Annotated in this window: 27 protein-coding genes; 18 read left to right on the top strand and 9 right to left on the bottom strand. The window is 68.3% G+C overall.

What is annotated here, in order from left to right:
• The first annotated feature begins 39 nt into the window (after positions 1 to 39).
• Genes J2Y54_RS10610 through J2Y54_RS10580 form a run of 7 tightly spaced genes read left to right on the top strand, consistent with a single transcriptional unit; the run spans position 40 to position 4531 of the window.
• A complete protein-coding gene (locus J2Y54_RS10610) occupies positions 40 to 396 on the top strand; it encodes a hypothetical protein (protein WP_310039439.1) in 357 nt (118 codons plus the stop codon).
• 14 nt (positions 397 to 410) lie between these two features.
• A complete protein-coding gene (gene ribD, locus J2Y54_RS10605; protein ID WP_310041284.1) occupies positions 411 to 1355 on the top strand; it encodes a bifunctional diaminohydroxyphosphoribosylaminopyrimidine deaminase/5-amino-6-(5-phosphoribosylamino)uracil reductase RibD in 945 nt (314 codons plus the stop codon).
• A 13-nt stretch (positions 1356 to 1368) separates the two neighbouring features.
• The gene (locus tag J2Y54_RS10600) at positions 1369 to 1992 is read left to right on the top strand and encodes a riboflavin synthase (protein ID WP_310039436.1); all 624 of its coding nucleotides are present in this window, start codon (positions 1369 to 1371) and stop codon (positions 1990 to 1992) included.
• A complete protein-coding gene (gene ribB, locus J2Y54_RS10595) occupies positions 1979 to 3118 on the top strand; it encodes a 3,4-dihydroxy-2-butanone-4-phosphate synthase (protein ID WP_310039435.1) in 1140 nt (379 codons plus the stop codon). Before J2Y54_RS10600 ends, ribB begins: the two co-directional genes overlap by 14 nt.
• A complete protein-coding gene (gene ribH / locus J2Y54_RS10590) occupies positions 3118 to 3534 on the top strand; it encodes a 6,7-dimethyl-8-ribityllumazine synthase (protein WP_310039434.1) in 417 nt (138 codons plus the stop codon). The genes ribB and ribH overlap by 1 nt, the downstream gene beginning before the upstream one ends.
• Positions 3531 to 4073, top strand: coding sequence for a GNAT family N-acetyltransferase (locus tag J2Y54_RS10585; protein WP_310039433.1), 543 nt, complete (start codon positions 3531 to 3533; stop codon positions 4071 to 4073). The genes ribH and J2Y54_RS10585 overlap by 4 nt, the downstream gene beginning before the upstream one ends.
• Positions 4070 to 4531 (top strand): hypothetical protein, encoded by a 462-nt coding sequence (locus J2Y54_RS10580; protein WP_310039432.1) that lies wholly within the window; start codon positions 4070 to 4072, stop codon positions 4529 to 4531. Before J2Y54_RS10585 ends, J2Y54_RS10580 begins: the two co-directional genes overlap by 4 nt.
• On the opposite strand, the gene J2Y54_RS10575 is transcribed toward J2Y54_RS10580, so the two are convergent.
• Positions 4519 to 5607, bottom strand: a complete 1089-nt coding sequence (locus tag J2Y54_RS10575) for an alkene reductase (protein ID WP_310039430.1) — start codon at positions 5605 to 5607, stop codon at positions 4519 to 4521. The genes J2Y54_RS10580 and J2Y54_RS10575 overlap by 13 nt on opposite strands.
• 54 nt (positions 5608 to 5661) lie before the next feature.
• Between J2Y54_RS10575 and J2Y54_RS10570 the strand changes: the two genes are divergently transcribed.
• From J2Y54_RS10570 to J2Y54_RS10550, 5 genes are all read left to right on the top strand, one after another.
• Positions 5662 to 6603: a DMT family transporter gene (locus J2Y54_RS10570; protein ID WP_310039429.1), complete on the top strand. Its 942-nt coding sequence runs from the start codon at positions 5662 to 5664 to the stop codon at positions 6601 to 6603.
• On the top strand, positions 6600 to 7259 hold the full coding sequence (locus J2Y54_RS10565; RefSeq protein ID WP_310039427.1) for a COQ9 family protein: 660 nt from the start codon (positions 6600 to 6602) through the stop codon (positions 7257 to 7259). Before J2Y54_RS10570 ends, J2Y54_RS10565 begins: the two co-directional genes overlap by 4 nt.
• Positions 7260 to 7328: 69 nt before the next feature.
• The gene (locus tag J2Y54_RS10560) at positions 7329 to 7592 is read left to right on the top strand and encodes a hypothetical protein (protein WP_310039425.1); all 264 of its coding nucleotides are present in this window, start codon (positions 7329 to 7331) and stop codon (positions 7590 to 7592) included.
• Between the two features lie 25 nt (positions 7593 to 7617).
• Positions 7618 to 10338 carry an ATP-dependent DNA helicase gene (locus J2Y54_RS10555; protein ID WP_310039423.1) on the top strand — a complete coding sequence of 907 codons (2721 nt, stop codon included), beginning with the start codon at positions 7618 to 7620 and terminating at the stop codon, positions 10336 to 10338.
• Positions 10335 to 10874, top strand: coding sequence for a histidine phosphatase family protein (locus J2Y54_RS10550; RefSeq protein WP_310039421.1), 540 nt, complete (start codon positions 10335 to 10337; stop codon positions 10872 to 10874). Before J2Y54_RS10555 ends, J2Y54_RS10550 begins: the two co-directional genes overlap by 4 nt.
• A 38-nt stretch (positions 10875 to 10912) precedes the next feature.
• On the opposite strand, the gene J2Y54_RS10545 is transcribed toward J2Y54_RS10550, so the two are convergent.
• The 5 genes from J2Y54_RS10545 to rpmF form a co-directional block, all read right to left on the bottom strand.
• Positions 10913 to 11242, bottom strand: coding sequence for a MerR family transcriptional regulator (locus tag J2Y54_RS10545; RefSeq protein ID WP_310039419.1), 330 nt, complete (start codon positions 11240 to 11242; stop codon positions 10913 to 10915).
• Between the two features lies 1 nt (position 11243).
• Complete coding sequence (locus tag J2Y54_RS10540) at positions 11244 to 11543, bottom strand: integration host factor subunit alpha (protein ID WP_310039417.1); 300 nt, start codon at positions 11541 to 11543, stop codon at positions 11244 to 11246.
• A gap of 94 nt (positions 11544 to 11637) precedes the next feature.
• Positions 11638 to 12606: a beta-ketoacyl-ACP synthase III gene (locus tag J2Y54_RS10535; RefSeq protein WP_310041281.1), complete on the bottom strand. Its 969-nt coding sequence runs from the start codon at positions 12604 to 12606 to the stop codon at positions 11638 to 11640.
• Positions 12607 to 12629: 23 nt separating this feature from the next.
• Positions 12630 to 13661 carry a phosphate acyltransferase PlsX gene (gene plsX, locus J2Y54_RS10530; protein ID WP_310039414.1) on the bottom strand — a complete coding sequence of 344 codons (1032 nt, stop codon included), beginning with the start codon at positions 13659 to 13661 and terminating at the stop codon, positions 12630 to 12632.
• A 25-nt stretch (positions 13662 to 13686) separates the two neighbouring features.
• On the bottom strand, positions 13687 to 13866 hold the full coding sequence (gene rpmF, locus J2Y54_RS10525; protein ID WP_310039413.1) for a 50S ribosomal protein L32: 180 nt from the start codon (positions 13864 to 13866) through the stop codon (positions 13687 to 13689).
• A gap of 203 nt (positions 13867 to 14069) precedes the next feature.
• Between rpmF and J2Y54_RS10520 the strand changes: the two genes are divergently transcribed.
• Positions 14070 to 14504: an MAPEG family protein gene (locus J2Y54_RS10520; RefSeq protein ID WP_310039412.1), complete on the top strand. Its 435-nt coding sequence runs from the start codon at positions 14070 to 14072 to the stop codon at positions 14502 to 14504.
• Here the strand turns inward: J2Y54_RS10520 and nudC are convergent.
• Genes nudC through mutY form a run of 3 tightly spaced genes read right to left on the bottom strand, consistent with a single transcriptional unit; the run spans position 14501 to position 17726 of the window.
• Positions 14501 to 15379, bottom strand: a complete 879-nt coding sequence (gene nudC / locus J2Y54_RS10515; RefSeq protein WP_405052928.1) for an NAD(+) diphosphatase — start codon at positions 15377 to 15379, stop codon at positions 14501 to 14503. The two genes, J2Y54_RS10520 and nudC, sit on opposite strands and share 4 nt — an antisense overlap.
• Complete coding sequence (locus tag J2Y54_RS10510; protein WP_310039410.1) at positions 15376 to 16680, bottom strand: serine hydrolase domain-containing protein; 1305 nt, start codon at positions 16678 to 16680, stop codon at positions 15376 to 15378. The genes nudC and J2Y54_RS10510 overlap by 4 nt, the downstream gene beginning before the upstream one ends.
• Positions 16677 to 17726 carry an A/G-specific adenine glycosylase gene (gene mutY / locus J2Y54_RS10505; RefSeq protein WP_310039409.1) on the bottom strand — a complete coding sequence of 350 codons (1050 nt, stop codon included), beginning with the start codon at positions 17724 to 17726 and terminating at the stop codon, positions 16677 to 16679. The genes J2Y54_RS10510 and mutY overlap by 4 nt, the downstream gene beginning before the upstream one ends.
• Positions 17727 to 17753: 27 nt before the next feature.
• Between mutY and J2Y54_RS10500 the strand changes: the two genes are divergently transcribed.
• The 5 genes from J2Y54_RS10500 to J2Y54_RS10480 are packed head-to-tail and all read left to right on the top strand — an operon-like array spanning position 17754 to position 24516.
• The gene (locus J2Y54_RS10500) at positions 17754 to 18266 is read left to right on the top strand and encodes a DciA family protein (RefSeq protein ID WP_310039406.1); all 513 of its coding nucleotides are present in this window, start codon (positions 17754 to 17756) and stop codon (positions 18264 to 18266) included.
• The gene (locus J2Y54_RS10495; RefSeq protein WP_310039404.1) at positions 18266 to 18967 is read left to right on the top strand and encodes a thioredoxin domain-containing protein; all 702 of its coding nucleotides are present in this window, start codon (positions 18266 to 18268) and stop codon (positions 18965 to 18967) included. The genes J2Y54_RS10500 and J2Y54_RS10495 overlap by 1 nt, the downstream gene beginning before the upstream one ends.
• Before the next feature lie 27 nt (positions 18968 to 18994).
• Positions 18995 to 19738, top strand: coding sequence for a thioredoxin domain-containing protein (locus tag J2Y54_RS10490; RefSeq protein WP_310039401.1), 744 nt, complete (start codon positions 18995 to 18997; stop codon positions 19736 to 19738).
• A gap of 27 nt (positions 19739 to 19765) precedes the next feature.
• Positions 19766 to 23179, top strand: a complete 3414-nt coding sequence (locus tag J2Y54_RS10485) for an AAA family ATPase (RefSeq protein ID WP_310039400.1) — start codon at positions 19766 to 19768, stop codon at positions 23177 to 23179.
• Positions 23176 to 24516, top strand: coding sequence for a glycoside-pentoside-hexuronide (GPH):cation symporter (locus J2Y54_RS10480; protein ID WP_310039398.1), 1341 nt, complete (start codon positions 23176 to 23178; stop codon positions 24514 to 24516). Before J2Y54_RS10485 ends, J2Y54_RS10480 begins: the two co-directional genes overlap by 4 nt.
• Positions 24517 to 24518: the final 2 nt, after the last annotated feature.

Below are 24518 nucleotides of genomic sequence, written 5' to 3'. Positions count from 1 at the left end.
GACTGGCCCCATGGCCGTTCAAGCCCTATCTTGGCGGCCATGAGGTGGTTCAAACCCGATCGCCCCGTTTCGACGGTCGGCGCACTGGCCGATTTGCGCAGCGTGCTGCGCATCCGCCATCGGTATCAATGGTGGTTCCTGCTCGCCGCCGCACTGGTGACGGGCCTGATCCTGTTCGGCTTTTACAAGGACTCCTATGTGGAGAAGCCGTACAAGCGCGAAATCATCTATTTCGAGAACTGGCGCGCGGACCGGACGCTTGAAGAGATCATTGCCAAGCAGAAGATCGACGAGCCGATCCGCCAGAAGCGGATCGCCGAGGAGAAGGCGAAGGCCGAGAAGAAGCGTCAGGAATACAAGAAGATCGACGACAAGCTGAAAGAATACGGGATTTGAGTGACGCCGCATGGATGGGCGCGGCGCTGGCGCTTGCGGCGCGCGGTCGCGGACGCACGGCACCCAATCCCAATGTCGGTTGCGTGATCGTCCGCGACGGGCAGGTGGTCGGGCGTGGCTGGACCCAGCCCGGCGGGCGCCCGCATGCCGAGGCAATGGCGTTGGACGCGGCCGGACCGTCCGCGCGCGGGGCGACCGCCTATGTCACGCTCGAACCCTGTGCGCATGAGTCGCCGCGTGGCCCGGCCTGTGCCGATGCGCTGATTGCCGCCGGGATTGCGCGGGCGGTGATCGCGCTGCGCGACCCCGACCCGCGCACCGATGGCCGCGGCATCGCCCGGCTCGAAGCTGCCGGGATCGCGGTCACGCATGGCATCGGCGCATCCGCCGCAGCACGCAGCATGGCCGGGTTCCTGACCCGCCGCGCGCTCGGTCGTCCGCATGTGACGCTGAAGCTCGCCACCTCGCTCGACGGGTGCATCGCGCTGGCATCGGGCGAAAGCCGCTGGATCACCGGCACGCAGGCCCGCGCGCACGCCCATCTCGAGCGCGCCCGGCACGAGGCGATCCTGGTCGGGCGCGGGACGCTCGACACCGATTCGCCACGCCTTGACGTGCGCTTGCCGGGACTGGGCGACCGCGCACCCCGGCGGGTGCTGCTGTCACAGCGCGATGCGCCGGGCTGGACGCGCATCGCCGACCCCGCCGCGATTGCGACGCTCGCCGGCGTCGACCATCTGCTCGTCGAGGGCGGCGCGCAGACCGCCGCCGCCTTCCTGCGTGCCGACCTGGTCGACCGTTTGCTGCTCTATCGCGCGCCGATCCTGCTCGGCGGAAAACCGGGCCTCGCCGATCTCGGCCTGGCCAGCCTCGCCCCGGCACATGGCCGATGGGTCATAGCGGACGCGCGCATGCTTGGCAGCGACCGGCTCGAGGTTTACGAGCGCGTCAAAGCATAAGGTCCGACCCAGCATGTTTACCGGAATCATCACCGACGTCGGCACGATCGATTCGATCGAACAGCGCGGCGATCTGCGCGTGCGGATCAGCACCAGCTACGCCATGGCAGAGGTTGCGCTTGGCGCATCGATCGCCTGCTCGGGCGTGTGCCTGACCGTGATCGACAAATCCGCGCCGGGTGTGCCGGGCTGGTTCACGGTCGACGTCTCGCACGAAACCGTGTCGCGCACCGCCACCGAGCAGTGGCAGACGGGTCGCCGGCTCAACCTCGAACGCGCGCTGAAGGTGGGCGACGAACTGGGCGGACATATCGTCACCGGGCATGTCGACGGGGTCGGCACGATTGCCGATCTGCGCCGTGACGGCGACTCGCTGGCAATCGCGATCGCGGCACCGGCTTCGCTCGCGCCGTTCATCGCCGCCAAGGGATCGATCACCATCGACGGCGTCTCGCTGACCGTGAACGACGTGACCGATCAGCCCGACGGCACCGCCCGGTTCGCAATCAACCTCATCCCGCATACCCAGGCCGTGACCACATTGGGCACCGTCGTTCAGGGGCAGGCGGTCAATCTCGAAATCGACGTGCTCGCGCGTTACCTGCAAAGAATGGAGGCCGTCCGTGGCCAACGCTGAACTCTCCCGCCTGCCCCACGCGTTTCTGTCGTCGCCCGAAGAGATCATCGACGAAGCGCGCAACGGGCGCATGTTCATCCTGGTCGATGACGAGGATCGCGAAAATGAAGGCGATCTGGTCATCCCCGGCCAGATGGCGACCCCCGACGCGGTCAATTTCATGGCCAAATATGGCCGCGGGCTGATCTGCCTCGCGATCACCCAGGCGCGCGCCGACCAGCTCGGGCTCGAGCCGATGTCGCGCCGCAACGGCACCAGCATGGGCACCGCCTTCACCGTGTCGATCGAGGCCAAGGAAGGCGTCACCACCGGCATCTCGGCCGCCGATCGCGCGCGCACCATCGCGGTTGCAACCGACGCGACCAAGGGTGCGGCCGACATCGTGTCGCCGGGCCATGTCTTTCCGCTGGTGGCGCGCGAGGGCGGGGTGCTGGTCCGCGCCGGCCATACCGAGGCGGCGGTCGACGTGTCGCGCCTTGCCGGCCTGAGCCCGTCTGGCGTGATCTGCGAGATCATGAAGGACGACGGCACGATGGCGCGGATGGACGACCTCGTCGCCTTCGCCCAGCTGCACAATCTCAAAATCGGTACGATCCGCGACCTGATCGCCTATCGCCGCCGCCACGACCATCTGGTCGAGCGCCGTGCCGAATCGGTGTTTACCAGCCGCTGGGGCGGCGACTGGCGGACCATTGCCTTCTGGAACAAGGCGACGGGCACAGAGCAAATCGCCCTGGTCAAGGGCCGCGTGACCCCCGACAAGCCGACCCTGGTCCGCATGCACGCACTCTCTCCCTTTGCCGATGTGTTCGGCGAAGCGGGGGATCGCGGCGTCCTGCTTCAGCGCTCGATGGAGATCATCGGCGAGGAAGGCGCCGGCGTAGTCGTGGTCATCAACAAGCCGCGCGCCGACGCCTTCACCATGGCGGTCGAGCGCAAGGCGGGGAAGCGCACCGAAGTCGAAATGGAGGAGTTGCGCGATTACGGCGTTGGCGCGATGATCCTCAACGAACTGGGGGTCGAGGAAATGGTGCTGCTCACCAATACCCATCACACACTGGTCGGCCTCGACGGCTATGGGCTACGCATCGTCGGCGAGCGCGCCATCGACCTGGGAGCCGCATGATGGCGAACATCCTGATCGTCGAAGCGCGGTTCTACGACCATTTGAACGACATGCTCCTTGCCGGCGCCCGCGCCGCGATCGAGGCGGCGGAACATTCGCATGAGACGGTCACCGTCCCGGGCGCGCTCGAAGTGCCCGGCGCGATCGTGCTGGCCGAGGAAACCGCGCGCTATGACGCCTATGTCGCGCTCGGCGTGGTGATCCGCGGCGAAACCTATCATTTCGAGATCGTCTCGAACGAGAGCGCGCGCGGCATCATGGCGCTGACCATGGACGGGATTCCGATCGGCAACGGCATCCTGACCACCGAGGATGAGGCCCAGGCGATCCGCCGCGCCGATCCGGCGCAGTTGAATAAGGGCGGTGGCGCGGCCGAAGCAGCCATGGCCATGCTGGCGCTCAAGCAACGGCTGTGACCCACCCGATCCTCTTCACCGAACGGCTGATCCTGCGCCGTCCGGCGGCGGAGGATCTGGATGGTTGGGCGGCTTTTTCCGCCGATCCGGTCGCGACCGAGCATCTCGGCGGCCCGGTCGAGCGCAGCGTCGCCTGGCGCCAGCTCTGCACCATGGCCGGCGCATGGGAGATCAACGGCTTCGCGATGTTCAGCGTGATCGAGCGCGCGACCGGCAAATGGGTCGGGCGCCTGGGGCCATGGATGCCCGATGGCTGGCCCGGCACCGAAGTCGGCTGGGGCGTGGCGGGCGAGTTTGCCGGGCGCGGCTATGCGTATGAAGGCGCGGTCGCGGCGATGGATTACGCCGTCGAGGTGCTCGGCTGGAGCGAGGTCATCCACACCATCGCGCCCGAAAACACCCGGTCGATCCGGCTTGCCCAGCGACTCGGCTCGACCAACCTGCGCCCGGTCACGCTTCCCGCGCCTTATGCCGATGTGCGGGTCGATGCCTGGGGACAAAGCGCCGATCAATGGCGCGCGGGACGTGCGTCGCGATGACCGATGTTCCGCCCAGCCGCTACAAGGTGGTCGAGCGTGACCGGCGGCTGGTGGTGGTCGACACGCTGACGGGCAAGCCCACCAGCGCACCGGGGCCGGTCGCGCCGGTGCGGCGCGACGATCCGGCGCCTGCGCCGGGGCCGGAGCTTGCCGAACGCCCCGTTGCCGAAGCGGAACCGCGCGGGATCGATGACCGCAGCGGCGCGCGGATCCTCATCACTTCGCCGCTCTACGATCTCAAGGCGCCACGCCGGATCGTGATGGACGACCGCTTCAGCGAAAAGGTCAGCAATGCGGTCGGCAGCGGCGTTATCGGGGCATTCGTCGTCTTCACGATCGCCTTCATGTTCTTTCCCTGGCTGATCGCGGTCCCGTTCGTGCTGGCATTGCACCCCGGTCTTCGCGCGGCGGTCCGTCGCTGGACCACCGCGCGGATCGACGCGATTCAGGCCGGCTGATCTTCCAGCGCCGGATAGTCGCTATAGCCCTCCGGCCCCTGGCTGTACCACGTCGCCATATTCCCCTCGGCCAGCGGGGCGCCGCTGCGCAGGCGGGCGGGCAGGTCGGGATTGGCGATGAAGGTACGACCGAAGCTCACCGCATCGGCGGTGCCGGCATCGAGGACCGCCTGCGCCTGCTCGCGCGTCACATAGTCGGAATTGACAACCAGCGGCCCGGCAAAGGCGGTGCGGATCGCCGGGCTCAGCTTGGGCACATCGGTGCGCCCGAACGTGCCGTCGGGCCCCGGCTCGCGCAGTTCGAGAAACGCGATGCCAAGCTCCGACAGGCGGGCAGCGGCGGGGACGAACAGCGCTTCGGGGTTGCTGTCATCGACCCCCTGGCTGTCGCCATTGGGCGACAGGCGAACGCCGGTACGGTCCGCACCGATCGCCGACACCACCCGTTCGGTCACTTCGCTGAGCAGGCGGATGCGGTTGTCGACGCTGCCGCCATAGGCGTCGGTGCGGTGATTCGCGCCATCGCGCAGGAACTGGTCGATCAGATAGCCATTGGCCGCGTGAATCTGGACGCCGTCGAACCCTGCCTTCATCGCGTTCTCGGCCGCGCGGGCATAGGAATCGATGATGCCGGGCAATTCGGCAAGGTCGAGGGCACGGGCGGGTTCGGACGGCTGGCGCCCCTCATAGGTATGGATATGACCCTTGGTCTGCGTGGCCGATGCCGAAACCGGCTGTTCGCCGGTGACCGAGCTATGGACCTGGCGTCCCATGTGCCAGAGCTGCGCGACGATCCGGCCACCGGCGGCATGGACGGCGGCAGTGACCGGCTGCCACCCTGCGACCTGCTCATCGCTCCACAGCCCCGGCGCAAAGGGCCAGCCAAGACCCTGACGGCTGATGCCGGTCGCTTCGGAGATGATCAGCCCGGCCGACGCACGCTGCGCATAATAGTCCGCCATGATCGCCGTCGGCACCGCGGCACGATCCGCGCGCCCGCGGGTCAGCGGGGCCATCAGCACGCGGTTGGGCGCATCGATGGCGCCAAGGCGGATCGGATCGAACAGGTCGGACATCAACGGGTCTCCAAATCATTTGCGTTGCACAAGAGTTAGGGCGCTAAGGGCATCATGCACGACTCCACCCCGCCAAGAAAAGTTGCATCCGTAACAAGCAGCGCTGCGTTGCCCTTTGCCGCGCTGCTGCTCGGCAACATCGCGCTCGCCTTTGGCCCCTGGTTCGTGCGCGCCGCCGATGTCGGGCCGGTCGCGGCGGGATTCTGGCGGCTGGCGCTGGGGGTGCCGATGCTGTTCGCGATCCTGCTGGTCGGGCGGAGCCGAGCGCTCGACGGTACGCGCGGACTGTGGGGCGTGCTGATCCTGGCCGGCGTCGCCTTTGCCGCGGACCTTGCCTCGTGGCATGTCGGCATCCTGCACACGACGCTCGCCAACTCGACGCTGTTCGGCAATTCGGCGACGCTGATGTACCCGATCTGGGGCTTCCTCGTCGCGCGCGCCTGGCCGACGCGGCAACAGGGGCTGGCGCTGGCGCTTGCCGCGATCGGTGCGGGACTGCTGCTCGGGCGCTCCTATGAATTGTCGCCGCAGAACCTGTTCGGGGACCTGCTGTGTCTGCTCGCGGGCGCGCTCTACACCGTCTATTTCATCCTGATGGCCCGCGCGCGAAAGGGGATGGCGCCGTTGCCCGCGCTCGCCTGGTCCAGTCTGTTCGGCACCCTTCCGCTCCTGATCTTCGCCTGGGCGCTGGGGGAGCGGATCTGGCCAGACAATTGGACCGTGCTGCTTGGCCTCGCGCTCGCCAGCCAGGTCATCGGGCAGGGGCTGATGATCTACGCGCTCGGCCATCTTTCGCCGCTCGTGGTCGGGATCGCGCTGCTCACGCAACCGGTTGTCGCCGGGACGGTCGGCTGGATCGTTTACGACGAGCGGCTGGGCGTTCCCGACTTTATCGGGGCGGCGCTGGTCGCGGTTGCGCTGGTCCTTGTCCGGCGCGGCAAAAGCCCTCCGGGACAGGTTGCGTCGACGGGAACAGGGATTAAATCGGGAACATGACCGAAGTCGCCGACATGACGCTGGACGAGCTGCGCGACGCACTGGCGCCGCACCTTGCCCCCAATGCCGCCTTTGACGGGTGGAGCGCGGCAGCGGTTGCGGCGGCAGCGGACGCCATTGGCGCGGATCGCGATGTCGCGCGGCTCGCGATTCCCGACGGCGCGGTTGCGATGATCGACCTGTGGTTCGCATATATCGATCGCGAGATGGCGCGCCGCCTCCCGCCCGAGACGCTTGCCGAGATGAAGATCCGGGCGCGCATCGCGGCGCTGGTCGAAACCCGGCTCGACATCCTGGCCCCGGACCGGGAGGCGCTCCGCCGCGCGGTCGCGATCCTTGCCATGCCGCAAAATGCAGTGCGGGCGACACGGCTTGGCTGGCGGTCGGCCGATGCGATGTGGCGGCTCGCCGGGGACACCGCGACGGACTATAATCACTATACCAAGCGCGCCATGCTTGCCGGCATCTATGCCGCGACGATTGCGGTGTTCCTGAACGACGAAAGCGAAGGTCAGGTCGACAGCCGCGCCTTCCTCGCCCGCCGGATCGACAACATCATGCAATTCGAAAAGGCCAAGGCGAAGCTGGCCGGGCGCAGTGACCATCGCTTCAGCATGTCGCGCTTCATCGGCCGGCTGCGCTATAACGCACGGTGATTGCGGCGCGATTGCCCACGCGGTCAAAGCTGCCTAGGCTGCGGGTCCATCCACGAGGGGGGATCACCGATGAAGGCCGCAGCAATCATTCTGAATTTCTTCGTTCCCGGCGTTGGCAGCCTGATCATCGGCAGGACCGGCGCGGGCATCGCACAGCTGATCATCTATTTTGTCGGCCTGTTCTTTGCGTTGACGCTGATCGGCATCATCATCGGCGGCCCGATGATGCTGGGCGCATGGATCTGGGGTCTGGTGACCGCCGCAACGCATGTCGAACAGCCGGTGCAGGTGCGCGTCGTGGACAGCCAGCAGCCCGACACGCCGGGTCTCTGATCGCGCGTCGTCCGCGCGCGGCATCATGACGCCGCTTCCCTATCCCGCGCTCTATGCCAGTCATGGCGGGATCTGGGTTGCAACGGCCGAGGGCACACGCAGCATCGGCCGGGGCGAAGCAGTCCGCATCGCCGCGGACACGCCCGTCATTCTGCTCAACGCGCCGCTGACGGGTCAGCGGCTGGGCTATCCCGACCTGTCCGGGCTCGACCTGCTCGAATTGTTCGCGTTTCTGCGGCCGGCGCGCTTCATGGTGCCGACCCCGCGCGGCATCGCGCGCGCGCTCGCGCTGGATGAGCCCGGGCGCGACTCCGACGTCGCCGCCTTCCTGCGCGCGGCGGCGGCAGCGATGCTCGACATCGCCGGCTCCGACTGGCCCGAGCGCGAAGGTGCCTGGCATGCGGCGCAATCGCTGGCACGGCTGCGCTGGCCCTGGGCGCCGGCAGTGGCCGAACGGCTGCACCGCCCGGAGCGCGCCGACCGCTGGCTGTTCGCCCGCCTCCCCGAATGGGAGGAAGGCGCGCCGCGCCCGCCGCCGCGCACCGTGGCACTCGATCCCGACGCGGTACGCGCCCGCCTGTCCGCATTGACCGGCGCCGGCGCCGAGCAGCGCGAAGGGCAGCACCGCTTTGCCGAAGCCGCGGCCAGCGCCTTTGCTCCACGCACCGTGCGCGAATCGCCCAACCTGGTGCTGGCGGAAGCCGGAACCGGGATCGGCAAGACGCTGGGCTATCTCGCCCCCGCCTCGCTCTGGGCCGAGCAGGCCGGCGGCGCGGTGTGGATTTCGACCTTCACCAAAGCGCTGCAGCGCCAGCTCGGGCATGAAGGCGAGCGGCTGTTCGCCGATCCGGACATACGCAAACGGCGAATCGTCACACGCAAGGGCCGCGAAAACTACCTGTGCCTGCTCAATCTTGAGGACGCGCTGCAGGGCGGTTTTGCCGGCCGCGCGGCGATTCTGGCGCAACTGGTCGCCCGCTGGGCCGCCTATACGGCGGACGGAGACATGGTTGGCGGCGATCTGCCGGGCTGGCTCCCCGCCTTGTTCCGGCGCAACGGTTCCACCGCACTGACCGACCGGCGCGGCGAGTGCGTCTATGCCGGCTGTCCGCATTACCGCAAATGCTTCATCGAGCGCGCAGCCCGGGCCAGCGCCGATGCGGACATCGTCATCGCCAATCACGCGCTGGTGATGGTCAATGCCGCGCGCGGACGCGAAACCGCGACCCGCCCGACCCGATATGTGTTCGACGAGGGTCACCACCTGTTCGACGCCGCCGACGCGATGTTCGGGGTCGCATTGTCCGGGCAGGAAACGATTGAGCTGCGGCGCTGGGTGACCGGGCCGGAAAGCGGATCGCGCGGGCGCCGCCGCGGGCTGGCGGCGCGCCTGTCCGACGTCGCCAGCTATGACGATGCCGGCGCAATCGCGATCACGGAGGCAGTCGATGCGGCGCGCGCGCTGCCGTCCGATGGCTGGCTGCAACGCGTCGCGGAGGGCCAGCCCTTTGGGGCAATCGAGCATCTTCTCGCGGCGGTACGCGGCCTCGTCTATGCCCGCGATGCCGATGGATCGGGCGAGGCGGGCTATGGCATGGAAACCGAGCTGGCCGAGCCCGACGCCGCGCTGGTCGACGCGATTCCAGCCGCAGCCGCCGCGCTCGAAAGCCTGTTGCGCCCGCTGATGGCACTGGGACGCCGGCTGCAGGCTGTGCTGGACGAGGCGCCCGACTGGATGGACGGCCCGGCACGTGCGCGGATCGAGGGGACAATCGCCTCGCTTGGCTGGCGCGCCGAAACGGTCGCCGCCTGGTTGGCGCTGGTCGCCCGCATCGGTGGCCCGGCAACCGAGGAGTTTGTCGACTGGCTTGCAGTCGAGCGGATCGAAGGGCGCGAAATCGATATCGCCATCCATCGCCGCTGGCTCGACCCGACCCGCCCCTTTGCCGAAACGGTGCTCAAGCCCGCCCATGGCGCGCTGGTCACCTCCGCAACGCTGCGCGCGGGGGGCGACTGGGACGTTGCCGAGCAACGCAGCGGCGCCCAGCACCTGCTCCATCCGGCACAGCGCTTTGCCGCACCGTCTCCGTTCGATTACCCGCGACAGGCCGAGGTGCTGATCGTGACCGACATCAAGCGCGGCGACATGGCGGCGCTGGCGGGCGCCTATGCGCGGCTGATCGCGGCGGCGCAGGGCGGGACGCTGGGCCTGTTCACCGCGATCAGGCGGCTGCGCGCGGTCCATGCCCGGATTGCCGACCGGCTCGCACGCGAAGGGCTGCCGCTTTATGCCCAGCATGTCGATCCGATCGATACCGGCACGCTGGTCGATATTTTTCGCGACGATCCCCGCGCGTCGCTGATCGGCACCGATGCGCTGCGCGACGGGGTCGATGTTCCCGGCCACTCGCTGCGGCTGGTCGTGATGGAGGGGGTCCCCTGGCCCAAGCCGAGCGTCCTGCACGCCGCGCGCCGGCTGGCCCAAGGCGGCAGCAGCTATGACGACCGCATCGTGCGCGCCCGCCTGGCCCAGGCCTTTGGCCGGCTGATCCGCCGCGCCGACGATTGCGGAGCATTCGTCCTGTTGTCGGGCGCCACGCCGTCGCGATTTCTCGATGCGTTTCCGGACGGCACGCCGGTTCGCCGACTCACCCTCGACGCGGCAGTCGAGCGGGTCGGGCGTCTTTCCTCCGTCGCATCGCTGGGGCAGAAGGCGGACGCAATCGCCGATCCGGAGGACCGATGAAGACGCTGACCGTGCTGCGCCACGCCAAGTCGAGCTGGGACGACCCCGTGTCGCGGGATTTCGACCGTCCGCTCAACGGCCGCGGCCAGCGTGCCGCGATGGTGATGGGGCGCCATCTGCGCAGCGCGGGACTGGAGTTCGACCATGTCATCGCATCCCCGGCGGTCCGCATCGTCGAGACGGTGGAGCAAGTGGAAGCGGGGTATGGCGGGGCGCTGGCCCCTGCATGGGACCGGCGCATCTACCTCGCCTCGGCCTCGACGCTGCTCGATCTGATCCATGAACTGCCGGCGGGCGCGGACAGCGTCCTGATGATCGGGCATAATCCGGGACTTGAGGATCTGGTGCTGATGCTGGTCCCCGATCGCGCCGGCGACACGCTGCGTGACGCGGTGGAGGCGAAGTTCCCGACCGCTGCAGTCGCGGTCATGGCCTTTGACGTCGATGACTGGGGCGCAGTCCGGAGCAATGGCGGGACGCTGCAGCGCTTCGTCCGTCCGCGCGATCTCGATCCGCTGCTCGGGCCTGAACACTAGGCGTTTGACCGCTGAACGGGACCGGTCGCGTTACCCGATCAGCAATCCTCGTCCAGCGCCGCCTGCAGCTCGGCGCGAACCGCCCGCAATGGCGCCGCGCGGTCACGGCGCGACGCACCCTCGGCGGCCAGCAGGCGCTGAACGCCGCGGATCGTATAGCCCTCATGGGTGAGCAGCGCATCGATGCGGCGGACCAGCGCGACATCGGCAGGACGATAATAGCGGCGGCCACCCGCGCGCTGCAGCGGTCGCAACTGGGCGAAGCGGGTTTCCCAATAACGCAAGATATGCTGGGGCCGCCCGATTTCCTGCGCAAGCTCACCGATGGTCCGGAAGGCCTCGGGGCCCTTCTCCGGACCGACCGTCATGTTACCCCCCGCTCACGATCCGGTCGCGCAGCATCTGGCTGGCACGGAAGGTGAGGACGCGGCGGGGTGCGATCGGCACTTCGACCCCGGTCTTGGGGTTGCGGCCGATCCGCTCACCCTTGTCACGCAGGACAAAGCTGCCGAACCCTGAAATCTTCACATTCTCGCCACGGGCAAGCGCGTCGCACATATGGCCGAGCAATTGTTCGACGAGGCGGGAAGCATCCGCGCGGGACAAGCCAACATCGCGGTGCAATGCATCGGCAAGATCGGCCCTGGTCAGCGTCGCGGCGATTGCCATCGTGAACTCTCCTGCCACGGTGCTGTTACCGTAACATACTGAGCGCAGTCTGCAACCATCGTTCCGTGATCGTTACGATACCGTATTTTTACGGTCAGAACCGAATTACCGCGGCGCCCCAGGTAAATCCGCCGCCCATCGCTTCCAGCACGAGCAGATCCCCGGTCTTGATCCGGCCGTCGCGAACCGCGGTATCGAGCGCGAGCGGGACCGACGCTGCCGAGGTATTGGCGTGCTGATCGACCGTGACGACGACCTTTTCCGGTGGAAGGTCCAGCTTGCGCGCGGTCGCATCGAGGATGCGGGCATTGGCCTGATGCGGAACGACCCAGTCGACATCCTCCGGCCCCAGTCCTGCGGCGGCCAGGCTTTCGGTCATCACGCTGGCCAGGTTGACCACCGCATGGCGGAACACTTCCTTGCCCTTCATGCGCAGCTTGCCGACCGTGCCGGTGGTGGACGGGCCGCCATCGACATAGAGCAGCTGGTTGTGCCGGCCATCGGCATGCAGCCGGGTCGCGAGCACGCCGCGCCCGCCATCGACGGCGCTATCCTGCGCCTGCATCACGATCGCCCCGGCGCCATCACCGAACAGCACGCAGGTGGTCCGGTCTTCCCAGTCGAGGATGCGACTGAACGTTTCGGCGCCGATCACCAGCGCGCAGCTGGCGCTGCCCGCGCGGATCATGCTGTCGGCAACCTGGACCGCGTACAGAAAACCCGAGCACACCGCGGCGACGTCAAACGCGACACAATCGGCGATGCCGAGTGCTGCCTGGACCCGGGTCGCGCTGGCAGGAAAGGTCTGGTCCGGCGTCGCGGTCGCCAGCACGATCAGATCGATCGCCTGCGCATCGATCCCGGCCGCGGCGATCGCGGCACGGGCAGCGTCCGTGGCGAGGGTCGACGTCGTCTCGTCCGGCGCGGCGATGTGACGGAAGCGGATCCCGGTCCGCTCGACGATCCATTCGTCGGACGTGTCGACCTGTTCGGCCAGTTCGGCGTTGGGCACGCGGCGACGCGGCAGCGCCGAACCGGTACCGGTAATCACTGCTCGCCGCATGGTCGCGACGGCGCCTGAGTCGTTCATGCTGCCTGGGCCTCGAAATTGCCGAGATCCTCGGCGATGCGACGGGTCAGGTCGTCGCGCACCATCTTGGCAGCGACGCCGATCGCGGTGTCGACCCCGATTTCATTGGCACTGCCATGGCTCTTCACGACGATGCCGTTGAGGCCAAGAAACACCGCGCCGTTGTGATTGTTGGGATCGAGATGATGGCGCAGCAATTCGGTCGCCGGCTTGGAGATCAGGAAGCCGATCTTCGAGCGGATCGAACTGGAGAAGGCGCGGCGCAGCAGATCGCCGACGAAGCGGGCCGTCCCTTCGACCGTCTTGAGCGCGATATTGCCGGAAAAGCCGTCGCACACGATCACGTCGACATTGCCGCGCGACATGGCGTTGCCCTCGACAAAGCCGGTGAAGCGCAGCGGGAGATGAGTCGCGGCGCGCAGCTGTTGCGCGGCATCGCGAATGCTGTCGGTGCCCTTGAGCTCTTCGGTGCCGATGTTCAGCAGCGCGACACGCGGCGAATCGAGGTCGAGCACGGTCCGCGCATAAGCGGCGCCCATCACCGCGAACTGGACAAGATTGCGGCTGTCGACCTCGGTATTGGCGCCCAGGTCGAGCATGACCACGTCATTGTCGCCAAGCGTCGGCATCCGCGCGGCCAGCGCCGGACGATCGATCCCGGGCATGGTGCGCAGGGCAAGCTTTGCCATCGCCATCAACGCGCCGGTATTACCCGACGACACCGCCGCAGCCGCATCGCCGCGCTTCACCAGATCGATGGCGACCCCCATCGATGTGGTCTTGGCGCGGCGAATCGCCTGGCTCGGCTTGTCGTCCGCAGTCACCACCTCCGGCGCGTGGACGATCTCCGACGCGGCGGTCAGGTTGGGATGGGCCTTCAGCCCTTCGCGAATCGCCGATTCGTCGCCGACGAGCAGAAAGCGCATGCCATCGAACCGGCGTCGCGCACGCGCAACGCCAGCGAGCATGACCGCCAGCCCCTCATCGCCGCCCATCGCATCGACGGCGATTCGCGCGCTTGAGGTCATGACCGACAGCCCCCTTTAATCGGGCTCAGCCCTCGACCGAGATGATCTCGCGGCCGTTATAATGGCCGCAGGCGCCGCACAGCACGTGCGGGCGCTTGAGTTCGCCGCAATTCGGGCATTCCTGGAACGCCTGGACCTTCAGCGCGTCATGCGACCGACGCATGCCACGGCGGCTCGGCGAAACTTTTCTCTTGGGGACGGCCATTTCGGCAAACCTTCTTGAACTGTCGTCTTAAAACCTGGATCGCGATACGCCCATGGCGGCAAGCGGGCAAGCGCCGGGGTCCGGCACTCGCCGGACTGCCCTGGGCCAGTCGCGAAGCGAGCGAGGGCCTATAGCGATTTCCGTTCAAGTTGCAAGGCGGCGCGCCGCATGGCAGCGAAGACGTTTCAAAGGGGGAATTCGAAATGGACGCCATCATCCTGCCCGTCACGCTGGCCGCAGCCGCCGCCTGCGCGTTGCTCAACGCCTGGCTTACCTATCGCGTCGGGCAGGTCCGCCGCGCGGAAAAGATCCTGGTCGGGGATGGCGGCAGCACCCGGCTGACCGCACGGATGCGTGCACAGCTCAACTTCGTCGAACACGCGCCGTTCGTGCTCATCCTGCTCGGCCTGATCGAACTGGCGGTCGGGACCGAGACCTGGCTGTGGGTGGCCGCGGCATTGTTTGTTGCCGGGCGCATCCTCCACGCCTTCGGCATGGACGGGTGGATGCCCGGGCGCGCGATCGGCATCGTCGTCACGCTGCTCGTGACCGTTGGCCTTGCCGGCTATGCCGCCGCCATCCCCTATCTGGCGTTTGAAGAGTCGCAGACGATCGAACTGGTCGACGTCGCAAGCTAGCCCCCTTCGACCCACGCGCTTAGCAGACTGTGGGCAATGGCATAGCGCGGCGGCGCGATGAATCGCGCGTCGCCGGCGCCGTCCAGTGCCGCGCGGGCTTCGTCGCGGGTGACCCACATCGCGTCCTCGATCTCCTGCGAGTCGAGGTTCAGCGAATCGCTCTCCGCTCGGGCGATGCAGGCGATCATCAGCGACGAAGCGAACGGCCAGGGCTGGCTGGCGATATAGCGCACGTCCGAAACCCGCACGCCCGCCTCCTCCAGCGTTTCGCGCACGACCGCTTCCTCGATCGATTCGCCGACCTCGACAAAGCCCGCCAGCGCCGAATAGCGCCCCGCCGGCCAGGCCGCCTGCCGACCGAGCAGGGCGCGGCCATCATGTTCGGCAAGCATGATCACGACCGGGTCGGTGCGCGGAAAATGTTCGGCGGCACAGGACGGGCACCGCCGCGCCCAGCCAGCGCGGAACAGGTCGGTGGCGCTGCCGCATACCGGGCAATAGCCGTGGCGCTGGTGCCAGTCGACCAGACTGCGCGCACATGCATAGAGCCCGGCCTGATCGGGCGGCATCAGCCCGAGCATGGCGAAGAGTGCGGGGGAGCGCGCTGGCCCATGCCGCTCGCCCATCCGCAGCGGCACGAAATGCGGCTTGCCGTCGATATAGCCGAGAAACAACGGATCGGCAGCATCGGGCAGGTCGGCAAGACTCGCCCAGACCAACCGCCCGTCGGCATCGATCTCCGGATCGAGCCCGTTGAGCTTCAGCAGCCGTGCGCGCCAGTCGCCCAGCGCCGCGGCAAGCGCATCGGGATCGTTCCGTTCACGATCGGCGCGGTCCAGGACGGCGCCGGTAAACCCGACCGGACCCACCCTCAGCGCGCAGCCTGCGCGTATACTGCCCGCGCCGCATCGGCACGCAGCGGCCATTTGTCGGAGGGGAAATAGTTGACCATCACCGTTCCGCGCAGCTTGCGCGCCGGATCGACCCAGGCAACGGTCCCCGCCGCACCGCCCCACCCATAGGTGCCCTTGCTCGCGCCGCCCGCAACATCCTCAAGCTGGACCGATCCGCCCGCGCCATAGCCCATTTTCGGTCCGGCCGCGCCGCCGCTGCCGCTGGGCGCGCCGGCATAGCTGACTCCGGCAGGCAACAGGTCGGACATCGCCAGCCGAACCGTTTCGGCCTTCATCACGCGAACCGTGCCGACCGCGCCACCGTTGGCCAGCATGTGCAGGAACCGGTCATAATCGCGCGCCGACATCACCAGCCCAGCCCCGCCATAGGGGAAGGAGGGCGGCGTGAGATAGGCCGAGGTCCGCGCCGGATCGAGCGGCAGGCGATTGTCTCCCGCCCAGGCATAGTTGGTCGCGAACCGACCGACCTCCGACTGCGGGACGGTCCAGTAGGTCGAGGTCATGTTGAGCGGCCCGAACATGCGGGTCTGCAAAAACTGTTCGAACGGCATGCCCGCCGCCGCCTCGATCACTGCCGGCAGCAGGTCGAGGCTGATCGAATAGCTCCATTTCGTCCCCGGCTCCGCGATCAGCGGCAGGGTGGCGACGCGCTCGGCGAATTCCTTGAGGCTGGTCGGACGCAGCGGTCGCGCCTGCGCCTCGAACATCGCGCTCACCGCGCCCGGCGTGATGCCGAGCCGCTCATATTCCTTGAGCAACGGCCCCTTGGTGATGATCGAATAGCCAAGACCTGCGGTGTGGGTCAGCAGATGGCGCACGGTGATCTGAGTCGTTGCCGGCCGGCTGTCGAGACTGTTCGCCGGGTCCGTCAGCACCTTCATCTGGCGAAAGCCGGGGAAGAAATCGGCAATCGGCTGATCGAGCTTGAGCTTGCCGTCCTCGACCAGCATCATCGCCGCCATCGCGGTGATCGGCTTGGTCATCGAATAGACGCGCCACAGCGAGTCGGGCCCGGCAGCCGCTGCATCCGCCTCCATCGCGATGCGCCCGGCGCTGGCGAACACGGGCCCCGAATCCCCGATGCCATAAGCGATGACGATACCCGGCGTGCGGTTCTGGGCGACATAGTCGCGGGCCATCGCCTCGACCGGAGCCGCAGCCTGAGCCGGCGCCGCAGCGGGGGCCACCTGCCCCGTCGCAGCCATCGGACACGCCACCAGCGCCAGCATCGCTACGCCACCACTCATCCAGGTCCGCTTCATGCCTTGCTCTCCATCACCTCGACCGCCTTGGCGAACAGCCGCGGAAGTCCTGCCTCATTCAGTCGCGCGATCGGCCACCATTCGCCCTCGACCGCGCCTATGTGACGCGCGAGTGTTGCAGTCGCAAGCACGCCGTTCAGCTCGAAATGGGTAAAGACGTGGCGGATCGGGGCGTTGCGCAGCGTCCACTCAGCGACGACCGGCGCATCGCGCAGGCCCGGCGGACGATCGGCCCAAGGCCCGGTCGGCAGCGCGCGCATGCCGCCCAGCAGCCCCTTGTCCGGACGCCGCACCAGCAGCACCGACCCCGCATGCTCCAGCCAGAAGAATGTGCCGTACCGCACCGGCCGCGCGGCCTTCTTGGTCTTCACTGGAAACGCCTCGGGCGTCCCGCCGCGCCGCGCGGCGCAGGGCTCAGCCAGCGGGCACAGCAGGCATTTGGGGTTGCGCGGGGTACAGATCGTCGCGCCCAGGTCCATCATCGCCTGTGCGAAGTCGCCCGCGCGCATGGCGGGTGTGATCGAATCGGTGAGCGCCCGAACCTGCGGTTTCGCACCCGGCAACGGATCGGCCACGGCGAACAGCCGCGTCACCACCCGCTCGACATTGCCATCGACCACGACCGCGCGCTGCCCGAACGCGATCGCCGCTACCGCCGCCGCAGTGTAAGCGCCGAAGCCCGGCAGCTTGCGCAGTTCGGCCTCGTCTTCCGGCAAGCGCCCACTATGCTCCACCGCCACCGCCCGCGCCGCCGCCAGCAGGTTGCGGGCGCGGGCATAATAGCCAAGCCCGGCCCAGGCACTCATCACCTCGGCATCGTCGGCTGCGGCGAGGCTGGCGAAATCGGGCCAGCGCGTCGTGAACGTCTCGAAATAGGGAATGACCGCCGCTACCTGGGTCTGCTGCAGCATCACCTCCGACAGCCACACGCGATACGGGTCGGGCGGCGGCGTTCCCGGCGGCGCGCGCCACGGCAGCGTGCGGGCGTTGACGTCGTACCAGGCGAGCAGCAGATCGGCGATGGCGTGAGAAACATTGTCGGGCACGCCCCGGCTATGGCATGGACCGGGCGAATGAGTAAGCCGCGCACCACGACCGACGAACCTCGCCGCAGCAACCGGGTCCGCGCCGTCGCGGATCTGGTCCCTGATGTCGGCCGCGTCGCGTTCCGCAAGTTCGGCTTTGTCCAGAGCGCTGTGCTCAGCCGGTGGAGCGAGATCGTCGGCGAACGCTATGCCGGCGTTTCCTCGCCCGAATCGATCCGCTTTCCGCGCGGCGAGCGGTCGAACGGCGTGCTCAGCCTGGTCGTGCAGGGTGCGCATGCCCCGATGATGCAGCATATTGCGCCGGAGATCGTGGAGCGGGTCAACCGCTTCTTCGGCTATCCGGCGGTCGCGCGGGTGGCGATCCGGCAGGGCGAGGTGGCGCGCAAGCCAAAGCCCGCGCCGCCGTCCCCGCCCGCCCCGCTTCCGGCGGAACTGGGCGACAGCCTGCGCGCGATCGTTGATCCGGAATTGCGCGCGGTCCTCGAAGGATTGGGGGCCGGGCTTGCGGCGCCCGCATTCAAACTTGGAAAGATCGATTGATGCGTCTGTTCGCCATCCTTGCCCCGCTGGCCATGGCGGCCGTCGTCGCTGGCGGCGCCACCGCGCAACAGCCGAAAAAGGCGCCCGCTGCACGCGACTGGTCGACCCATGTCGTCCAGGCGCCGTCGGGCGCGTATCTGATCGGCAACCCGGCCGCGAAGGTCCAGCTGGTCGAGTATCTGAGCTATACCTGCGGCCATTGCGCCGAATTCGTCGCGGAGTCGAAACCGGCGCTGAAGGATGGCTATGTCCGGCGCGGATCGGTGCGCGTCGAGGTGCGCCATGCCGTGCGCGATCCGCTCGACATGACCGCCGCCCTGCTCGCCCGGTGCGCCGGGCCAAAGGGCTTTGCCGGCGCAACCGAGGCGATCTTTGCCGATCAGGGCAGCTGGGCGCGGATCGGGTCGCGCTGGTGGCAGGCCAATCAGGCGGCACTTCAGTCCCGCCCGGAACTCGCCCGGCTCAAGGCACTGGGCGAAGCTTCCGGGCTGAGCCCGCTGATGCGCGGCCTTGGCATGAGCCAGGCACAGATCGACCAGTGCTTTGCCAACCCCGCCGACCTCAATCGCCTGGCCGCGATGGCCGACGCATCGTGGAAGACGATCAAGGGCACCCCGACCTTCGTGATCAACGGCAAGACCGGTGGCGGCGGCCATTGGGATACGCTGGAACCCGAACTGCGCGCCGCGGGCGCGCGCTGACCCATCCCCAACACGTGGAGACGTGACTTGAAGCGAATTGCAATCGGCCTGGTATCGGCGCTGGCGCTTGCCAGCTGTGGCAGCGGTGAGGAAAGCGGCAACAGCGCCGCCCCGGTCCCGGCAGCATCCCCGGTCGCGGGGAGCACGGCCCCGGCCGGCAGCCAGTGGACCGATACCGTCGTCAAGACCGCCGAGGGCGGGTTCCGCATGGGCAACCCCGACGCGCCGATCAAGCTGATCGAATATGGCTCGCGCACCTGCGGCCATTGCGCGAATTTCGCGATCACCGGGATGGAGCCGCTCAAGGCCTATATCGCGACCGGCAAGGTCAGCTTCGAGTTCCGCGATTTCCTGCTCAATCCGATCGACGTCGGTGCCGCACTGGTCGGCCAGTGCGCCGGCCCCGCCACCTTCTTCCCGATCCTCGACCAGATGTTCGCGGAGCAGCAGACGCTGCTCGGCAACGGCCCGAAGGACGGCGATCCCTTCATCACCCAGATCGAATCGATGGCGCCGCAACAGCGCATCGTCGCGATGGCGGAAAAGTTCGGCTATCTGGCCTTTGTGCAGCAGCGCGGCGTGCCCGAGGCGCAGGCGCGCCAGTGCCTGGCCGACCAGGCCGCGACCGAAGCGCTGGTGAAGGCCGCCGAGGCCGGCCGAAAGCAGTTCAACATCGCTGGAACGCCGACCTTCATCCTCAATGGCAAGGTTCTGGAAAACATCGGCACCTGGCAGCAGGTCGAAGCAGCGCTGAAGGCTGCAGGCGCCTGACCATGACCCGCGGGCGGGGCCGCTGACATGCAGATCAAGCGGCTCCGCCTCACCGGCTTCAAGAGCTTCGTCGACCCCGCCGACCTGCGCATCGAGCCCGGGCTGACCGGGATTGTCGGCCCCAATGGCTGCGGCAAGTCCAACCTGCTCGAAGCGCTGCGCTGGGCGATGGGCGAGAACAGCGCCAAGTCGATGCGCGGCGCGGGGATGGAGGACGTGATCTTTGCGGGCACCGCCAGTCGCCCGCAGCGCGACTTTGCCGAAGTCTCGATCCTCGCCGAACAGGCCGGCGGCCCTGACGATGGCGAGCTGGAGGTCGTCCGACGGATCGAACGCGGCGCGGGGTCTGCCTATCGCATCAACGGTCGCGACGTGCGCGCGAAGGATGTCGGCCTGCTCTTTGCCGATTCGGCTACCGGCGCGCACTCGCCTGCCCTGGTCAGCCAGGGGCGAATCGGCGCGATCATCCAGGCCAAGCCCGGCGAGCGGCGCCAGATGCTCGAGGAAGCAGCCGGCATTTCCGGTCTGCATGTGCGCCGCAAGGATGCCGAACAAAAGCTGCGCGCGACCGAGGCCAACGTCACCCGGCTCGATGAACTGATCAGCGATCAGGAAGCGCGCGCGGCCGCGCTCAAGCGCCAGGCGCGACAGGCAGAGCGCTATCGCGAGTTGTCCGACCGCATCCGCGTGGCCGAAGCGCGGATGATCTTCGCGCGCTGGCGCGATGCCGCCGCCGCCGCGGCCGCCGCCAAGCAGGAAGCCGCTGCCGCCGAGGCGCTGGTCGCCGAAAGCACCGATGCGCAGGAAGCGGCGCTCGCCGCGCAACAGGCGGTCGCGACCACGCTCGCCTCCGCCCGCGCCGCCGCGCTCGCCCAGCGCGACCGCGCGAGTGAGGCGATGCACCGGCTGGCGACGCTGCGCAGCGAACGCGCCGCGATCGACCGGCGGATTGCAGACCTGCACGATTCGGCCACGCGGCTGGAAAGCGACAAGGAACGCGAAGGCGCGCTCGCCCGTGACGCGGCCGATGCGCTGGCCCGGCTCGACAGTGAGAGTCAGGCGCTCAACACGCGCATCGCCGAAGCGACCGCGCACATGCCCGATCTGGACGCCGCGCTGACCGACGCCGAACGCGCCGCGCGCGATGCCGAGGTGGCGCTAGCACAAGCGCTTGCCGCACAGGCTGCCGAAGCTGCCGAAACGCGGGTCGCCGATGCCGCACTCGCCGCCGCCCGCACCCGCGCCGAGCGTGCGGCGCGCGAAGCGGCGCGGGTCGAGGCGGAGATTCGCGCGCTGGGCGATCCCGCCCCCCTCGCCGCCGAGCGCCAGCGCGCCGCCGATGCGCGTGCGCAGGCAGCACATCAGGCCGAATCCGCGCGCACCGGCCTTGCCCGCGCCGACGCCGCAGAGCGCTCCGCGATCGAGTCGCGCAGCCGCGCCCAGTCCGCGCGGGCCGAGGCGCATGCCGAACTCGCTCAGCTCGACAGCGAAGCGGCGGCCCTGTCCAAGGCGACCCGGCCCAGTGGCAGGGAACGGCTGCTCGACCGGCTGACGGTCGCTCCCGGCTATGAACGCGCCCTCGCCGCCGCGCTTGGCGACGATCTCGAGGCCGGACTGGACCCGACGGGCGAGCGTCATTGGGCGGGGGCAGAATCGCTGCCCGGCGACCCGCCGCCGCCGCGCGGGACCACCCCCTTGACCGCGTATGTCACCGCCCCGCCCGCACTCGCCCGGCGGCTGGCGCAAGTGCTGGTGGCCGAAATCGATGAGGGTCAGCCGCTCGCGGTCGGACAGCGGCTGGTGACGCTGATGGGCGTGCTGCGGCGCTGGGACGGCTATGTCGCGCGCTCGGGCGGCGCAGCGGCGGCGGAACGGCTGGAGCGAGTCAATCGGCTCCACGCGATCGAGAAAGCGCGCCCAACCGCGGTCCGCGCACTGGATACCGCCGATGCCGAGCTCAGGCGGATCGAAGCCGACATCGCCGAGGCAAAGCGCGCCGCGTCCGATTGCCGCCGCCTGCTCGACAGTGCCGAGACGGCCGGGCGTGACGCTGCGCGAGCCGAAGATCGCGCCGCCGCCGCGCTCGAACGACTCGATGGCCAGCGCGCCGACCTTGAAGCGCGCCGTGCGCGGATCGCCGCCGAGCAGGAGGAAGCCGCGACCGAGATCGCGCGCGTCGAAGCCACGCGCGCAGCGCTTCCCGATGGCAGCGAGACCCGCGCGAAGGTCAGCGCGCTGTCGTCCGAAGCCGAACGGCGCCGCACCGCCGCCGCGACCGCCCGGGCCGAGCGCGGCGCACTGGAGCGCGACATCGCGTCCGCCCGCGAGCGCCTCGCCGCCGCCCAAGCCGAACGGCGCAGCTGGACGTCCCGCGCGGGCGAAGCCGCACGCCGCATCGCCGAGATGGACGCGCGCGCGATCGAACTCGCCGAAGCGAGCGCAGCACTAGCCGGTCGCCCTGCCGAACTCGACGCGGCCGTGACGGGCGCCGAACGCGCGAGCGAGGAGGCCCGCATCGAAAGCGCCGCCGCGCAGCTTGCCGAACGCGAAGCGGAGGCCGAATTGCGTGGGACCGAAGCGGCCGTCCGCGCAGCTGGCGACGCGCTCGGCGAAGCACGCGAGCTCCGTGCCGGCGCCGTCGCCCGCGCCGAGAACCACGATCTGCGCCGCGTCGAAATGAACCGCCTGTCGGGCGAGCGGTTCGAATGCCCGCCGCCCGTCCTGTCACAACGCGTCGGTTTCGATCCCGACAGCGTACGCGGCCCGCAGGACGAATCCGCCGCGCATGACCGGCTGATCGCCGAGCGCGAACGGATCGGACCGGTCAATCTTGTCGCCGAAACCGAGCTCGCCGAACTCACCACCGCCGCGCAGACCGCAGCTGCCGAACGCGACGAGCTGATTCAGGCGGTCCACCGCCTGCGCGGCAGCATCGGCACGCTGAACCGGGAGGGTCGCCAGCGCCTACTCACCGCGTTCGAGGCGGTCGACCAGCATTTCCGTCGCCTGTTCACCACGCTGTTCAATGGCGGACAGGCGCACCTCGCGCTGATCGATTCCGACGATCCGCTCGAGGCTGGGCTTGAAATCATGGCGCAGCCGCCGGGCAAGAAGCTTCAGTCGCTCACCCTGCTTTCAGGCGGCGAACAGGCGCTGACTGCCGTCGCGCTGATCTTCGCCCTGTTCCTCACCAATCCGGCCCCGATCTGCGTCCTCGACGAGGTCGATGCGCCGCTGGACGATGCCAATATCGAGCGCTTTTGCGACCTGCTGGAGGCGATGACGCGCGAGACTGCGACGCGCTACCTCATCGTGACGCATAACGCCGCGACGATGAGTCGCATGCACCGGCTGTTCGGCGTGACGATGGTCGAACGCGGCGTCAGCCGCCTCGTCTCGGTCGATCTGGGCGGCGCCGAATCGTTGCTGGCCGCACAATGAGCAAGGCGCTGCGGCCGACCCGCTGGCGCCTGGCGCTGTTCGGATTCGGGGACTTCGCGTTCAACCTGTATTGGCAGAGCGCGACGCTGTTCCTGCTCTTCTACTATACCGAGGCGCTGGGCCTCGCGGTCGGGGTCGCGGCAACCATCTTTCTGGTCGCATCGGTGTGGGATGGCGTGGCGAATTTCGTCGCCGGCCTGCTCGCCGACCGGCATGAGCCGCGCGGCGGCCTCGGACGGTTGATTGCCCTTGGCGGCGTTCCGTTGGGGCTCGGCTTTGCGCTCGCCTATCTTCCGCCGCTGGCGCCGGGCGCCTGGGGCATGGCCGGCATTTTTGCCGGGCATATCCTGTTTCGCACCGCCTATGCGTTTCTCAATGTCCCCTATCTCGCGATGAGCGCGCGCGTGAGCGCCGACAGCAATGACCGCGCCTTTGTCGCCGGGGTCAGGATGCTGTCCGGTACGCTGGCGGCAGTTGTGGTTGCGCTCGGGACCCTCCCGGTCGGTGCCGCGCTTGCGGGCACCGCGACGCCGGCCGACGCCTATCTCGGCGCTGCCATGCTGTTTGCGCTGCTCGGCGCAGTGATCCTCGCCGTCGTCGGCATGACCTATCGCGAGGCCGATGTGCCGCCGCGCGCGCCGCATGTTCCGGTCGCGGCTGCACTGCGCGCGATCATCGCCAATCGCGCCTTCGTCACGCTCAATCTGGCGATGATGGCGGTCATCGTTGCGGTGACGATCCTGAACAAATCGGTGCTCTATTATTTCAAATACTTCCTGCATGACGAAGCCAGCGGCCAGCTCGCGCTGGCGTCGATGAGCGTGGTCAGCGCGCTGTCCTTGCCGGTCTGGATGCTGCTGCGCCGCGGCCTTGGCGCACGCGGCCTGTGGTTCCTGGCAGCGGGGGTCGCATCATGCGGCCTTGCTGCGTTCGCGGCACTCGACGTGCACCGCACAGGGGTGATGCAGGCGTATCTGATGACGATGCAGGCGGCGATTGTCGGACTGCATTTCGTGTTCTGGGCGATGTTGCCCAACACGGTCGAATATGGCGAACGCGCAACCGGACTGCGCGTTGAGGGCGCAATCTTCGGGATGGCGGCGTTGCTGCAGCGTGTGGCGATCGGCATCGCGACTGCAATTCTGGGCTTCGGCTTCAGCTCGGCGGGCTATGTTGCCAATGTCGAGCAGAGCGGCGCGACGCTGACCGCGATGCGCATGACCATTGCCCTGGTGCCGCTGGGTTTTCTGTTGTTCTCGTGCATCATGATGGCGCTCAATCCGCTGGCGCGCGGCACGCATGCACGGATCGTCGAGGAACTACGCGACTCCCCGTGATC

It is taken from the genome of Sphingomonas sp. BE123 (assembly GCF_031456015.1).
GTDB lineage: Bacteria > Pseudomonadota > Alphaproteobacteria > Sphingomonadales > Sphingomonadaceae > Sphingomonas.
Note: the sequence above shows the minus strand (reverse complement) of the source record. Positions and strands in the feature narration are given on the sequence as shown.